A 14670-nucleotide genomic window follows, 5' to 3' on the forward strand; every position below is an offset into this window, starting at 1 on the left:
CCGGCCCGGGGCGCGTCGAAGCGGTTACGCGGGGCCGTACGTGCACCAGCAGCGGGTGCCCTGGCCCTCGTACCAGCAGCACGTCTCGGCACCGTTCCTGCAGTTGGAGTCGTACGCGTCCCAGCAGTTGTAGGCCCGCGCCGTGGCCTTGGGCAGCAGCGCGCCGAGCATCCGGTCACCCACCGCCCTGAGCTTGTTCACCATGAAGGTCTCCTCCGCTGTCCGCCGGCCCCGTGCCGGCGGCTGATCGGAGTCTGCGAGGCCGCGCTAACGATTCCTTACCGGTTCGCTGCCGATGTTTCCTCGGGGGGTATCAGTTGATCTCGCTCATCCGCGCCCAGTTGTTCTTCCGGCGGGGTCGGCTGGCGGCCACGATCGCCGCGGTGGCCATCGCCGTGGCGAGCTTCGCGCTGCTCGCTTCGGCGTCCCGCGGGTCCCAGGTGCGGGTCGAGGGCACCGTGCAGGCGAACTACCGGCCCGTCTACGACATCCTGGTCCGCCCGCCCGCGGCCGTCGACGCCGGCGAGCAGGGGCAGGGCCTGATCAGCACCGACCGGGTCGCGTCCACCTATGGCGGCATCACCGAGGCCCAGTGGCGGAGGGTCCTCGACATCCCGGGGGTCTCCGTCGCCGCGCCCGTGGCGATGGTCGGCTACGTGATGCAGACCGCGACGGTCACGGTCGACCTGTCGGACTATCTCGCGGCCGGCGGCGACCGGCAGGTCCTGCGGGTGAGCCCGACCTTCGTCGGCGACGGTGGGCTGTCGAAGATCGCCGATGGGCCGAAGTACCTCTACGTGACCCGCAACCAGCTCGAGTACGTGCCGGGTGACCCGTTCGTCATCGGCCAGCAGTACGACAGCTCGAACGCGCCGAAGATGCCCGAGATCCGCGAGCACGCCCCGGGCGGGGTGACCCCGGTCTGCGAGCCGGCCACGGGCAGCGTCGGCACGAACCCACTGTCGGTGAGCGACCGCACGGAGGCCCGCTGCTGGTCGAGCGACCCCACATCCAGCGCGAACCAGTCCGCCAAGGCGCAGGTGCACGTGCTCTTCCCGATCCCGCTGCTGATGGCGGCGATCGACCCGGCGCAGGAGGCCAAGCTCGACGGGCTCGATGGCGCCGTGACCTCCGGGCAGTACCTCGCGGCCGACGACCGGGCCGGCGGCATCCCCGTGCTCACCGCCGGCAGCCTGGACCTCGACCAGCAGGTGCGGCTGCAGATCGACCGCGTCGGCGGCGACGCGGCCGAGCACACCGCCGCCGGCATGCGGCTGGACAACGCGGCCGAGTACTACGCGGCCCAGCCCGCCACGCAGATCGGCGCGAAGGAGGTCACCGCCCAGGACCTGTACCCGTCCATCGTCGACACCATCGCGCACCCGCCGGCCGCGGACGCCGGCATCGGCCTCTCCACGACCGGCACCTCGTACGTCCAGCAGTGGTGGACGACCAGCCCGATGGCGCTGACGGGCGCGGACCGGTCCGTCGCGGTCGTGCCCTACACCGGCGGCGAGTGGGGCCGGGCCGTGCACGGCCAACCGGCGACGAACCCGGTGCCGATGGGCATGGCCGACGACCCGGTCCGCTCGATCGTCCGGCACGTGCCGGACTCGACCTCCAAGACCAAGGACGCGTTCCTGCGCGGCGTCGGGGTGTTCGACCCGGCCAAGGTCCAGCTCGGCCCGCAGCTGTCGACGATGCCCTTCGACCTGTACCGCCGGGGCTCGTCGCCCACCACGGACTTCGCCGGCCCGCTCGGCCAGCGCGCGCACCTGCTCACCACCCTCTCGGCGCTCCCGGCGCTGCAGCGCGACCCCTACACCAACGTCGACGCGGCGCACGGTGTCAACAAGGACGCCCCGATCTCGATGGTGCGGGTCCGCGTGGCCGGCGCCGTCGGCCCGGACGACACGTCCCAGGAGCGGGTCCGCGCCATCGCCGACCAGATCCACCTGGCTACCGGCCTGCGGGTCGACCTCACCGTGGGCTCCTCGCCGTCGGCCGTCGCGCTGAACGTGCCGCCCGGCAAGTTCGGCCGCCCGGCGTCGACCCTGCGCCAGGACTGGCTGAAGCTCGGCGTGGCCACGACGATCGTGTCGGCGCTGGACGGCAAGTCGCTGGTCCTAGCCATCCTGGTCCTGATCGCGTGCGCGCTGGCAGTCGGCAACGCGACCGGCGCGGCGGTGCGTACCCGGGCCACCGAACTCGGCGTGCTCGCCTGCCTCGGCTGGGCCCGCTGGCGGTTGTTCACGCTGGTCGCGGGGGAGTCGGTGGCCGTCGGCGCGGTCGCCGGCCTGCTCGGCACCATCCTGGCGCTGGCGCTGTCCCGCGTGCTCGGCGTCGCGCTGGGCGCCGACTATGCCCTGTTGGCCATTCCGGCGGCGGTACTGCTGAGCGTGCTCTCGGCCCTGCCACCCGCCTGGCGGGCCACCCGCGCCGATCCGGGCGCCGCCGTGCGCCCCGCCGTCGCCCTCCTGCGCCGCCGTCGGGTGCCGCACCGCATCTGCGGCCTGGCCATGCGCAACGTCCTGCGCGCACCGGGCCGCACCGCCCTGGGCGCCGCGAGCCTGGCCCTCGGCGTCGCCGCCCTGACCCTGTTGGTGATCATCAACCTCACGTTCCGCGGCAGCGTCTCCGGCTCCGTCCTCGGCGACGCGATCACCGTGCAGGTGCAGGCCACCGACTACATCGCGGCCGTCCTGACCACCCTGCTGGGCGCGGTAACGGTCGCCGACGTGCTCTACGTCAACATCCGCGAGCGCGCTGCCGAGTTCGCCCTTCTCGGCGCCGTGGGCTGGGCCGACTCGCCACTGTCGCGCCTGGCCGTCTACGAGGCGCTGGCCATCGGCACCCTCGGCGCCGCGGCGGGCGCGGGCACCGCCCTCGGCACGGCCGCCCTGCTCGACTCGAACCTCACCGCAACCTCGTACATCGTGGCGGCCGCCGCGGCCGTGGGCGGCGCACTGCTGGCCATAGCGGCGGCGCTGCTGCCGGTCCGCTCCCTGCGCCGACTGCCGACGGCCCGCCTGTTGGCCGAGGAGTAACCCGGCCGCTCCGACGGCCCTGACCACCCGCCCCCGGCCACCCGGCCGGGGGCTTTTCCTTGCAGGCTGACATCGGCTTCTTGTGCAAGCCATGATCAAGTGCGTGGGACCTCGTGCGGGCGCCAGGATCGTGCCCCGGCGGACGACCACCAAGCCGCGCTACGCCGTCATTTGTACCGCTCCTGGGGGAGCGGCCTTGTAACGTTCACGCCGCGTCTGGGGGTTGTGCCGGGGTACGGGTGGGTTGGAGGGCGTGCCTCGCCGGACGCCGGTCTCTTTGCCGTGCTGGCGGCTTGACTCGCGTGCAGCATGCGGTCACAGTAATCGATCAATGTCAATTGCTTGATTGATGAGGGGGCCGGCGATGGGTGGTCAACGGCGGCGGAAACTGCGAATAACCACGACGAGCGGGGTGGTGGTGTCGCTCGTGGCGGCGGTGTTGAGCGCCCAGGCCGCTTCCCCGGCCGAGGCGGCTACCGGGCTGACGCTGTCCGTGGACGTGTCCGCTGCGCGGCATGTGATCAGTCCCGACATCTACGGGCTGAACGGAGCCGACCCGGCGTTCGCCGCCGAGATCGGCATGCCGGTGGCGCGCTGGGGCGGCAACGCAAGCACCCGGTACAACTTCAAGAACCACACCTACAACACCGGCAGCGACTGGTACTTCGAGAACATCGTGGCCGGGCCTGACAACACGGTCGAGGCGTTCGTCCAGACCAACAGGAACCGCGGCACCAAGCAGATCGTCACCGTACCGATGAGCGGGTGGGTGGCAAAGGATTCACCGGCTGCCCACCCATTCGCCTGCGGGTTCCCGGCGACCCGCTTCCCGAGTCAGGACTCGTTCGACCAGTGGGACGCCAACTGCGGTAACGGCAAGCTCAACGGCACGAACCTCATCGGGGCCGTCCCGACGGACACCTCGATCCCGGCCGACGCCTCGTTCGACGGCGACATGGTGTCGCATCTGGTGCGCCAGTTCGGCACGGCCGCGCGGGGCGGCGTATCGATCTACGAACTCGACAACGAGCCCGTGCTGTGGAGCTCCACACACCGCGACGTACACCCCGACGCGGTGACGGACGACGAACTGGCCAACAAGAGTACGGCGACCGCCGCGGCCATCAAGGCCGCTGACCCGAGCGCGGCGGTCCTCGGCCCCTCGGGCTGGGGTTACTGCGAATGGGTGGCGTCCGGGCTGGACGGGTGCGCGCCGGGTGCCGACGCGGCCGCGCACGGCGGGCTCAACCTCTCCCAATGGTTCCTGAAGAACATGAAAGACTACAGCGACGCCCACGGCGGGAGGCGCTTCCTCAACTACTTCGACCAGCACTACTACCCGCAGATCAGCGGCGGCGAAGACCCGGACGCCAACGCGTTGCGGCTGCGGTCGACGCGTTCGCTGTGGGACCCGACGTACGTCGAGGAGTCGTGGATCGGCCCCAGCGGCGTGAACGCGCCGCCGTTGCAGTTCATCCGCACGATGAAGGCATGGGTCGCCCAGTACTATCCGGGCACGAAGGTCGCCATCACCGAGTACAACTGGGGCGCGCTGGACAACATCAACGGCGCGCTGGCCCAGGCCGACGTTCTCGGCATCTTCGGGCGCGAGGGACTCGACCTCGCCACCATGTGGGGCGAGCCCCAGCCGACGCAACCCGGCGCCTACTCCTTCCGGATGTACCGCAACTACGACGGCGCGGGGAGCCGGTTCGGTGACGTGAGTGTGTCGGCCACCAGCAGCGACCAGGGGCAGCTTGCGGTGTACGCCGCGCAGCGCTCGTGCGACAACGCGCTGACGGTCATGATCGTCAACAAGACCGGCAGCGATCTGACATCGCCGCTGTCGGTGACCGGATTCAAGGGCAACAGTACTGCGCAGCGGTTCACCTACAGCCCGGCCAACCTCAACGCAATCGTGCGCGGCGACGATCTCGCGGTGCGCTCGGGCAAGGTCGACGCGACGTACCCGGCGAACTCCATCACCCTGCTCGTCCTGGGCAGAGGCCGGCGCTGACGGTCGGCTGCCGTACAGCCAGCTCGTACCTGTAGTACAGGGTGGCCCGGCCCCGATCCGGGCCACCCTGTACATGCCGCAAACGCGATGATGCGGCTTGATGCTCCTCCTGGTCGGTACCGAGCCGGGTCTCGAAGCCGTCCGCGGTGCGCTGGTACCCGGGCGCCATGAGGCCCGACGGTCGTGCTCCACCAGACGGAGCCACTCGGACCGTGGCATGTCCCTACGTCTGATCTTGTCGAGTCGTCGACGACCTGTTGCGCTCCGGCGCGTTCGGCTGCGACGGGATCTGCCGTCGGCACGTGGCCATCTACGTCGGCAACGGCCAGATCATCGAGGACTGCAGACCGGGGACGCCCGTGCGGTACGACTCCATCAACTCCCCGGCACGCCGTACGGGCTACGGTCGGGTCGCCTGACCCTCCATCCATCCGGCTCGTCCCGATTGACAAGAGCCCCGGCCGTGACTGGCGGCCGGGGACTCGGGGTCGCGCGGCCCTCGGTTCAGGAGTTGGTGAGGTCCGTGGACTCGCCGGTGGCGGGGTCGACGGTCTCCTCGTAGACGCCGTCGCCGTCGGCGTCGATCGCGATGAGGTCGACCTCGCCGTCGCCGTCCGTGTCGGCCTCCAGCACGTTGGCGCCGTCGTCGAGAGTGTAGATCTTGGCCTGGTCGACGACGCCGTCGCCGTTGAGGTCCTTGTCGTCGAGGGTGACGTACTCTTCGCTCATTATGAAGTGGTCCTCCAGTCGCAGGTGTGGTGAAGCGTAGCGGCCACGAAGGGCCCTGCTACTTCGGGTCCGGCGGCTGTACGCCGGCCTCCCAGGACATCAGGGTTGCGCCGGCCGGAGCCGCTGGACGGCATGGCCTTGAAAGCGGCGGCGGTACTGCTGGATGCGTCCACGACACCGTAGAGTTCGCTCCAGCCTGAACGGGAGGGGTGCGCGATGATCGACGCGATGGCGCCGCTGTCCAACGGCGTGCAGACCGGCATCCGGGTGCCGGTGATCCTGATCGCACTGGCCGGCGTCGTGCTGGCACTCGTCGGCATCCGCCGGCTGGGCGTCGGCGCGGCGGTGCTCGGCGCGCTGGGCAGCCTGTTCATTGCCGTCGACCAGATCGTCACCATCGTGTGGGTGCTGCACCTGTCGTCGATCGCGACGAACACCGACAGCGACATCGACACGCTGAACACGGCCAACAACGCCTACACGATCGCCGACGCGGTGCTCATCACGTTCGGCGTGGCGCTGGTGGTCCCGGCTCTGGTCGTCCGCCGCGGCAATCCGCAGGCCACCGTCCAGCCGTTCCCGCCGCAGTCCTACGCGGCGCCGTCACCGTACGGCAGCCCGCAGCAGCTTCCCTACGGCGGCCAACCGACCCCGCCACCACCGAACATGCCGCCACAGGGTATGCCGCCGCAGTAGGCGAAGTTGCGCCCCGACCCAGAAGTCGATCTCGCGTAAGGCGGCGCCGCCCGGCTGGCGGTAGCCGTGCTGCCGGCCGCCCGGAGGGTCCTGGGCGGTCGGCGGTGGTCGCGCTGGTACACCATAACGGCACCGCCGGGCGGCTTATGGGACGCGCCAGGTATCGGGCTAATCTCCGAGGATCTTGAGCACGCCGGGATCGGCAGTCTGCGCGGCCTCGCCCAGGATGCGCCGCTTGAAGGCCGGGCCACGGCCATGCTCGGCCAGTTCGAGCGCCGCCCGGAATACGGCCTCCCACGACGGGTCCGTGACGTGCTGTGCCACGATGTCGACGAACTCCGGTGGGTCCAGTTGGGCCAGATATGCGGCGGCAAGGTGTTCCCGGAACGCCGTATGCGTGAATGCGTAGGTTGTCGCTTCGATCTCGCGCAGGACGAGGGAACGCGATACCAGGTTCGACACGATTTCCGGCGCTGACTGGCCGGCGACGAGGCTGCTCACCTGTCGAAGCAACTCGTCGTGAGTTATCGATACTCGGTTGTCCGGCCGCGACTGCATCGCGAACGCAATGCTCTCCAGGGCTTGCCGTAGTTCTATGAACGGGACGCTGACGGTGCCCCTCTGGCCCTCACGGCTGATTGTCGCGGTGATCGTCTCATCCAGCATCATCGTGAAATTCTGCGGCATCCGGCCGAAACGGTAGGCGAATGCCGCGAGCAGCTGAAGTCCGAAGGGTGTCCCGAAGAGAGCGGGGCGCTCGGTCGCCTGCGAAACCCACTCCCACAGCTGCTGGGTATCGAACGGAGTGTATGAAGTCAGGGTCGAGAGGTAGCGGTGGGCCATGGTCTCGGTCCATGGGGCGATCGCGACGCGGCGGAAGGCGGCTAGGTCGGCGTCGATGGAGGCGTAGGGCCGGGTCGTCACCAGCAGCGAAGCACCGGGGTACGTGTCGGCGAAGCGGCGGATCGCGGCGAGCAGGGCCGGTCGCAGCGTCGGGTCGATGACCTCGTCGAGGCCGTCGAGGACGACGAATACCTTGCCGCGGCCCAGCGCGACCTGCAGGGCGTCCGGGGTGAGCTCCCGGCCGAATCGTTGCCGCAGCGTCCTGCGTAGCAGCGACGTGAGGTCGCCGCCGATGTCATCCGGGCCGGCATCGCGCAGCAGCGCCATGATGGGCTTTGGTGTCTCCGGGTCGGCGGCGTGGCGGAGCGCCGCGAGGTGGCACAGATGGCCGACCATCGTGGTCTTGCCCGTCCCGCCTGGGGCGACCAGCACCACCCGGCGCTGCGCCGGGAACAACTCGGTGAGCGAACCGACGTCGAGTGGGCTCTCGATGTAGACGCGCGCGGAGTCCGCCTCCTCGAACGGGGACGTCAGGCTCAGGCTCACCTGGAACTGGGACAGATAGTCCGCCTCGAGCTGGGCGAGCGACCATGAGGTCATCCGGGCGACAGCGGCCGCCACCACGGCCGGGTCCTCGTCCCGGACCAGATCCCGGGCGCGCTGCCACAGCAGGTCGTGCATGCGCAGCGTGTGCTGGGAGTCGCGCTGCAGCAGCTCCCGGCCGAGGAGCTCGTCGAGCACGTCGTCGTCGCCGTCCAGCAGGGCCCGCACGAGCCCGGTGCTTGCCGTCGCCGCCGGTGCAAGGCCGAGGAGCCGGTAGCCGCGCGCGGCGGCGGGGTCGAGGTCACGGTAGGCGAGGTCGATGGCCGCTTTGACCGCCCGCCCGGCGGTGACGAGCTTGTCCAGCTGCACGCCGCCGTCGGCGCGGCCCAACCGCTGTTTCAGGTCGGTCCAGGTCCAGTGGCGGCGGGTCTTGAGCAGGCCGGCAGCGATTGTCAGGGCGAGCGGCAGGTTCCCGGCGAGCCGGGCGACCTCACGCACCGCCGGCTCGTCCGAGGCGGAGACATCACGCTGGGCCACTGCGCGGAGGAGGTCGACAGCCTCGCTGCCGTTCAGCGTCGGCAGCGCCACAAGTTCGCCGGGGAGATCACCCAGGGGCGCCCAGCTGGTGATGATCACGGCGGCGTCGGTCTGCCCGGGCAGCAGCGGCTCGACCTGGGCGGCGCTGGAGGCGTTGTCGATGATGACAACGGTGCTCATCGCTGCGAGCGCCGACCGATAGGCGCTCGACCGCAGCCCGAGGCCGCTCGGTACCTCCGCGGCAGGCCAACCCAGCGCCACGAGCAGGCCGCCGAGTACGTCGTCGACGGACGCCGGGCGCCCGTCGGACTCGGCGCAGATTTGCGTACAGTTGGCAGTCCTGGTAGCGCCGTTCGCTCAGCCGATGCCCGAGGCTGATCGCCAGCGCCGACTTGCCGACGCCGGGTATGCCGTAGATGTTGACGATTTTAGGTCCCCACCTGTCGGTGAGTAGCTCGGCGAGCGACGCCATCAGCTCGGCGCGGCCCGTGAAGCCGGCCGGGCGTAGCGGCAGCTGGTGGACGGCCCGCAGGGTGCGCCGCTCGCCGGCGAGGTACACAGCGCCGTAATTGTCGCCGGCGAAGTTCACCTGGGTGGCGTGGCCGGCGGCCTCGGCGTGCATCCGGCCGCCTACAGGTTGATCGTGCCGTGGTTGTCGCCGCCGAAATTCACCTGTTTGGCGTTGTCCCGGGCGACCGCGGCCACTCCGATGGTCGCCTTGGCCTGGGCGAGGAGGTCCTCGACCAGGTTGCGGAAAGCCGGGTCGGTCTCGGCCGCCGAGCGGACCTCGTCCGCGACGATCGCCTCGGCCCCGGCGCCGTCAATCTGCTCCAGTGCGGCCACCCCGCGCGGCGACAACTTCGCACGGATTGCCTCAGCGAGGCTCCGGACGACCTGCCATGCCGCAGATCCGGCCTGCTTGGCGAACTCCTCACCGGCCGTCTGGCCAAGCAGGGCTGCGGCTGCCACGCCGACCGTGACTGGATCCAATGCCCACCCCCACGTCGATGCCCGACGGTAACGTACCGCACGCGCCAGTGGGACGGGAAGTAACCGATCGACCAAGGGGTATTGCTCTTCCGACGTTGCCCAAGCCGCGGACCCGCCGGCGAAGTTGGGCTTCCAGGTAGGGGGGGGCTGGGTTGGTAGCCCGGGTCGTCGGAAGCACCGGTGCGGCACAGCACGTGGCCGCTGAAGCAGAACCACCAATGTTCGGGGCTGCTGGTGATGGGAACGCCGTCGGCCACCAACTCGTGCAGCAGCCCGGGGAACAGGTCGTCGAGGATCTGCGCGCCCCGCGGGAGCAGCGCGTGGGCGTGCCGCCCCTGTGGTACGCCCTTGCGGTCCGGCTCGCCGGTCGGCAGCGGGTCACGCTCGACGATCGTGACCCGCTGATAGGCGTCGGCGAGCACCCCGGGCCGACAACAGCCCGGCCATGCTCGCGCCCAGCACGACAGCGTGGTCGCCGGCCTTGCTCATCGATGCCTCCCCAACGCCGCTGTGGCCGGTTCAGGACCAGAATTCGTCCAGCGCGTACTGGTCGTCGGTGTAGCTCCAGAACTCCAGCGCCTTACCGTCACGTAGCCGGATCACGTTCACGCCGGGTGCGGTCAGCGTCTTGCCGTCCCGCTCGGCCGTGGCCTGCAGCCGCACGAACGCGTACTCGTCAGTCGCGGTGATGACCGATGGGACGATGCGCAGGGTGCCACCGGTGAGCTCGTACTGGCGGGCCCAGAACCCGAACACCTGCTGCTTGCCCTGGTAGTCGGCGGCCAAGGGGCTACGGCCGCCGAAGTGGTAGACGATCTCGTCATGCAAAAGTTCGCCGACGGTGGCCAGATCTCCGACCGCAAACGCCTGGTAGGCCCGGCGAACCAATGCGACGTTGGGATGTTCGTCCATCGCTGATCTCCTCGAATCCGCAAATCGGTGACAGTCAGGTGCGTTTGTAGCGGTCAAGAGTCAGAGGAATCGACCCCCCGTTTGAGGGGTTGGCCGGGGCTGGCGACGCCCTAGGCTGGTGGCATGTCTGGTTCGACCGTCGCCGGCCGCGCCCGTCGCGATGTGGTACGCCTGTGCCACCAGGGCCTGCCAGCCGGGCAGTTGCTCGGGCAGGTGTTTGCCTGCGTGCGCGCTGCGGTCGGGTTCGACGCTTCGTTCTGGGCGATCACGGACCCGGCGGCCTTGCTGCCGACCGGGGGACTCGTGCACAACCTGCCGGCGGACATCTGCGAGCCCTACTACGCGCACGAGCTGCTCGTGCCGGACGTCAACAAGTTCGTCGAGTTGGTCGGCGCGACCCGCACCGTCGGCGTGCTCAGTCAGGCCACGAGCGGAGACCTTCGGCAAAGTGCGCGGTACCGGGTGATCGGCGAGCCGCTCGGCATCGAGGATGAGCTGCGGGTGGTGTTTGTCGCGAATGGCTTGTGCTGGGGCTTCGCCGCGCTGCTGCGCCGACATGGGGCGTACAGCGGCCGCGAGGCGAGCTTCGTCGCCGGCGTGTCGGCACACATCGGGCACGGTTTGCGCACGGCGCTGCTCGCCACCGCGGCGCAAGGCCACGTCGGCGCGCCTGGCACCGTCGTGGTCGATGCGAACGGCCGGATCGAGGCTGTCACGCCGGAGGCCGAGCAGTGGATGGCCGAACTGATCGCGTTGACCGAACGAACCGGATACCCGCAGCAGCCGGTCGTCCCGCCGACGGTGTACATCGTCGCCGCCCGGGCGCGGGCGGCGCTGGCCGGCCGTGACGACGGGGTGCCCAGCGCCCGGGTACGCACCCGCACCGGCCAATGGCTGATCGTGCATGGCTCAGCTCTGCGTGGGGCCAACGGGCCGGACGGTCGGGTCGCCGTGGTCATTGAGCCGGCCCGGCCGGCGGAGATCGCGCCGGTCATCGTCGCGGCGTGGCAGCTCACCGAGCGCGAGCAGGATGTCCTGCGCCTGGTGTGCCGCGGGCTGAGCACCGAACAGATCGCGCACGAACTGGTCCTGTCGCCGCACACGGTGCGTGGCTACCTCAAAGGGCTCTTCGCCAAGGTCGGCGTCAGCAGCCGCAGCGAACTCGTCGCTGCGCTCTTCGCCGACCATTACCACGACCGGCTGTTCGCGACGGCGAGCGTCGTAGGCGACACCGTCCAATAGCGACAGTCGAGTGACACCACACAGTTGGAGGCGTCGTTGGATAAGCCATGGGGCGCCGGCCGCGACGCCTTGCTCGCCTACGCGGCCGGGGCGGTCGGCGCGACCGCCAACCTGGCCCTCATCGCGTTCTACGCGCTGCAGGCCAACCACCCGGAGCGGGGAGACTCCCTCGGCGTGGCGAACGATCTCATCGGAGCGTTCGGGTCAGCCCTGCTCATCCCGGTCACGCTCGGGCTGCGCCGCCACCTCCCACGACGTCGAACCGTCAACCTCACCCAGGCGATCGGGGTCACCGCCGGCGCGGTATTGACACTCACCAGCCTGCTGCTGGTGTTCGGCGCCGTGCCGTTCACCGTCGCAACACCGATCTCGCTGATCGCATACCTGCTTTTCGCCGCCTGGCTTCTCCTGGTCAACCGATGGTTGCGGCAGTCGCAGGCGCTGCGAGGCCCGTTCCGCCTGGGTCAATACCTCGGCGCCGCGGCGATCGCCGGGGCGGCCATCGCGGGCCTGGGCGCCCTGCCGCCCGCGATGTCCTGGCCGCGACTGGCCGTGTTCGCCACCGGTGGAATGTTGTTCGGCATCGCCATCCTTGGTACCCCGATCTGGCTTCTGCTGCTCGGGCGAGCCCTGACCAACACCGCTGATGCGACCAGGCCCGCCCACATCCACGAAACGGGTCAGCCTGCTCACGAATCCGGCCTGGTGCCATGACCTCCGACGCGCGCCAAATGACCCGTTGGGCCAATGCGATCGGGGTGTGGCTGTACCGCCGCTCCCGGGGACGGCTCGTGGGCCCGGCCAAGGGAACCATCGTTGGCCTACTCACCGTCGCCGGCCGCCGCACCGGCATCGCCCGAACAGTGGCGATCGGTCTACACAATCATGGCGATGGCTACCTCGTTGCGGGCACCGGCAGCGGATCGCGATACGAGCCGCAATGGTTCCGCAATCTCCGCGCCGCCAACCACGCTCAGATCCAAATCGGCGCCGCACACATCGATGTCGACATCCGGATTGTGGATCTTGTAGAGCGGGACCGCTTATGGCGCGATGTCATCTTGGTGCAAGCGCCCTGGCGACGGCGATACGAGCAGATGACTGGCCGCACTATTCCGATCGCTGTGCTGACCCCACGCCGGACTCGTGACCGTCTGAACGGCTGACCCCGGGTGCAAGCAGGCCCGGTGGGCCAGTACCGTCTTCTCGACGGCCTCGCCGAGGCTGGCCCACAGGTGGTAGCGGTCGGCGACCTGGATCGCGTTCGGGGCGCCGGCTCGGGCGCCGATCGCGTAGTTGCCGCCGCGGTCGCGGCAGATGACGCGCACAAGGATGTCGGCGCAGCCAGTCGGCGAATGCGTCCGCGCTGCGGTCGGGCGGCTGACCATTTGCACTGGCCCCGTCCCCGCCTGCGTGGACGGTGACGGGGCTACCAGCCAGCGCAGTCACCTCCGGCGGCGGCCAAGCAGATGCGCGGCCGTGTGTCTGGTCGCACCGAGGCGCCGTCACGGCCGGTCTCCTGGGTCAGCCGTGCGGCGCCGAATACGTTGACCTCGAACTGATAGCGGGCCTCGTCCATCGGTACGTCCTCGAGGGCACCGTAGGAGCCGTAGCCGGCGTTGTTGACCAGAACGTCGATACGGCCCTCGGCGGCGATGATCTCGTGTACTCCGGCCTGCATCGACGCATCGTCGGTGACGTCCATCGCGAGCGGCCGGATGCCCCGCTCGGTGAGGTGTTGCATGCGCTGAACCCGCCGGGCCGCGTCCTGCGCCGCGCCTCGCTACCGGGCGATCTGTTCGCCCGCGGCCCGGTGGCGCTGCTGCCGGAGGAGTACTTCCGGTTCTGGGACGCGCTCGACGCCGAGGGCGCAGACCCGAACCTGCCGGTACGCATCGGCGAGGCGGCCACTTCCTCGGCACCCGCGTACGCCGGGGCGCCGCACACGCCATCACCTTCTCTCGTGCAGACGCCACTCGAGCCTTCGTCACCGAGAACGAACACATGTGGCGGTTCTTCGCCCCCGACCTCCGTAGACGCCTTTCGGACCTGCAGGCCGCGGCTACCGTCGCCGATGGCGTTCGCGCCGCGCTGCACGAGACCATCCCCGGCGGCGATCCCTCGATGACCGCGGTCAGCAGGCACCTGGCCGTCAGCTCCCGTACCCTCCAGCGTCAGCTGCACCTGGAAGGCACTACCTTTCAGGCGCTCCTGGCCAGCACCCGCGAGGATCTGGCCCGTCACTATCTCGGCCACAGTGCCATGCGTAGCGCCGAGATCGCCTACCTGCTCGGATACGAGGACACCAACTCCTTCTACCGCGCCTTCCGAGCCTGACCGGGACGACCCCGGAAGCCCTCCGCGCCGCGGACGCGGGACGCCGGCTGACGGCGTAGGGCCGGCGTCGTTCACCGCCGGTTTCGACGGTTCGCCCGGCGATCTCGACCTTCCCGTGAGCGGGTTCGGCCGCGGTGAGCTTCGCGATCGGGGCGCGGTTGGTCGCAGGCCCCAGCGACCTGCGGCACGTGGCCGGAGACCGGGGCGATCGCAGTCCGCCCGAGTGGTGTCCATCGCCGACATCGTCCACGGCGGCAGCACGTTCGAAATAGGGGGGAAATCGGGCGCCGTGGTGAGGTCCATCTCACGAGCAGTTGTTCCGGATGAAACCTCGCCGAAACACCGGATTTCTTCACTGGTCCGCATCACCGGCCGCCCTAGCTGGGCGGACGGGCCGGTGGAGGGATCGCCATGCCGGAACGGTTCGTGTTGGTGCGCTGGCCCGACGGTGCCGCGCAACGGATCTACTCACCATCGACAGTTGTCGAAGAATTCTTCGCTGCGGGGCAGCGGTTCGCGGTCGACGAGTTCGTCGAGCAGAGCCGCCGCGCGCTCGCGGAAGCCAGCGAGCGGGTGCGGGTCGCCTACGGGCACCCGTGCGCGCACGCGGCCCGGTCGATCCGTGAGGTCGAGGCGCGCGCCGCCGCCCAGGCCCACCGCGGGGACGTCCTGGTGGAAGGGGTCGAGGCGTGAGCGGTCCGGAGCGAAGCGGAGGAGCCGCTCACCATAAGCACAGTTTTGACTCGCGCGGCGGCCGGAGCGAAGCGGAGGTCGTCG

Annotated in this window: 13 protein-coding genes and 1 pseudogene; 8 read left to right on the forward strand and 6 right to left on the reverse strand. The window is 69.9% G+C overall.

What is annotated here, in order from left to right:
• Positions 1–24: 24 nt before the first annotated feature.
• Complete coding sequence (locus tag ACQEVU_RS07590; RefSeq protein WP_433321825.1) at positions 25–204, reverse strand: hypothetical protein; 180 nt, start codon at positions 202–204, stop codon at positions 25–27.
• A gap of 113 nt (positions 205–317) precedes the next feature.
• Here ACQEVU_RS07590 and ACQEVU_RS07595 point away from each other — a divergent pair, with 113 nt between their 5' ends.
• Both ACQEVU_RS07595 and ACQEVU_RS07600 read left to right on the forward strand, forming a co-directional pair.
• Entirely contained in the window at positions 318–3047 is a 2730-nt protein-coding gene (locus ACQEVU_RS07595) for an ABC transporter permease (RefSeq protein ID WP_433321826.1), read from the forward strand.
• Between the two features lie 364 nt (positions 3048–3411).
• The gene (locus ACQEVU_RS07600; protein WP_433321827.1) at positions 3412–5064 is read left to right on the forward strand and encodes a glycoside hydrolase family 44 protein; all 1653 of its coding nucleotides are present in this window, start codon (positions 3412–3414) and stop codon (positions 5062–5064) included.
• A 504-nt stretch (positions 5065–5568) separates the two neighbouring features.
• Here the strand turns inward: ACQEVU_RS07600 and ACQEVU_RS07605 are convergent.
• The gene (locus tag ACQEVU_RS07605; protein WP_344619174.1) at positions 5569–5793 is read right to left on the reverse strand and encodes a hypothetical protein; all 225 of its coding nucleotides are present in this window, start codon (positions 5791–5793) and stop codon (positions 5569–5571) included.
• A 216-nt stretch (positions 5794–6009) separates the two neighbouring features.
• On the opposite strand from ACQEVU_RS07605, the gene ACQEVU_RS07610 reads away from it, so the two are divergent.
• Positions 6010–6489 (forward strand): hypothetical protein, encoded by a 480-nt coding sequence (locus tag ACQEVU_RS07610; protein WP_433321828.1) that lies wholly within the window; start codon positions 6010–6012, stop codon positions 6487–6489.
• A gap of 168 nt (positions 6490–6657) precedes the next feature.
• Here ACQEVU_RS07610 and ACQEVU_RS07615 read toward each other — a convergent pair whose 3' ends face one another.
• The 3 genes from ACQEVU_RS07615 to ACQEVU_RS07625 all read right to left on the reverse strand — a co-directional run bounded on the left by ACQEVU_RS07615 (position 6658) and on the right by ACQEVU_RS07625 (position 10314).
• On the reverse strand, positions 6658–8592 hold the full coding sequence (locus ACQEVU_RS07615; RefSeq protein ID WP_433321829.1) for a hypothetical protein: 1935 nt from the start codon (positions 8590–8592) through the stop codon (positions 6658–6660).
• Positions 8593–9042: 450 nt separating this feature from the next.
• Positions 9043–9381, reverse strand: coding sequence for a hypothetical protein (locus tag ACQEVU_RS07620; RefSeq protein WP_433321830.1), 339 nt, complete (start codon positions 9379–9381; stop codon positions 9043–9045).
• A gap of 540 nt (positions 9382–9921) precedes the next feature.
• Positions 9922–10314 carry a nuclear transport factor 2 family protein gene (locus ACQEVU_RS07625; protein ID WP_433321831.1) on the reverse strand — a complete coding sequence of 131 codons (393 nt, stop codon included), beginning with the start codon at positions 10312–10314 and terminating at the stop codon, positions 9922–9924.
• Positions 10315–10476: 162 nt separating this feature from the next.
• Between ACQEVU_RS07625 and ACQEVU_RS07630 the strand changes: the two genes are divergently transcribed.
• The 3 genes from ACQEVU_RS07630 to ACQEVU_RS07640 are packed head-to-tail and all read left to right on the forward strand — an operon-like array spanning position 10477 to position 12722.
• Positions 10477–11556: a response regulator transcription factor gene (locus tag ACQEVU_RS07630; protein ID WP_433321832.1), complete on the forward strand. Its 1080-nt coding sequence runs from the start codon at positions 10477–10479 to the stop codon at positions 11554–11556.
• A gap of 36 nt (positions 11557–11592) precedes the next feature.
• Positions 11593–12270, forward strand: coding sequence for a hypothetical protein (locus ACQEVU_RS07635; RefSeq protein WP_433321833.1), 678 nt, complete (start codon positions 11593–11595; stop codon positions 12268–12270).
• Entirely contained in the window at positions 12267–12722 is a 456-nt protein-coding gene (locus tag ACQEVU_RS07640) for a nitroreductase/quinone reductase family protein (RefSeq protein ID WP_433321834.1), read from the forward strand. Before ACQEVU_RS07635 ends, ACQEVU_RS07640 begins: the two co-directional genes overlap by 4 nt.
• Positions 12723–12985: 263 nt before the next feature.
• Here the strand turns inward: ACQEVU_RS07640 and ACQEVU_RS07645 are convergent.
• Positions 12986–13315, reverse strand: a pseudogene (locus tag ACQEVU_RS07645) (SDR family NAD(P)-dependent oxidoreductase); the annotation flags it as partial.
• A gap of 245 nt (positions 13316–13560) precedes the next feature.
• Between ACQEVU_RS07645 and ACQEVU_RS07650 the strand changes: the two are divergent.
• Together ACQEVU_RS07650 and ACQEVU_RS07655 are read left to right on the forward strand one after the other, a co-directional pair.
• Positions 13561–13893, forward strand: coding sequence for a helix-turn-helix domain-containing protein (locus tag ACQEVU_RS07650; protein ID WP_433321835.1), 333 nt, complete (start codon positions 13561–13563; stop codon positions 13891–13893).
• 411 nt (positions 13894–14304) lie between these two features.
• Positions 14305–14586, forward strand: coding sequence for an MSMEG_0570 family nitrogen starvation response protein (locus tag ACQEVU_RS07655; protein ID WP_433321836.1), 282 nt, complete (start codon positions 14305–14307; stop codon positions 14584–14586).
• Positions 14587–14670: the final 84 nt, after the last annotated feature.

It is taken from the genome of Dactylosporangium sp. CA-139066 (assembly GCF_050936175.1).
GTDB lineage: Bacteria > Actinomycetota > Actinomycetes > Mycobacteriales > Micromonosporaceae > Dactylosporangium.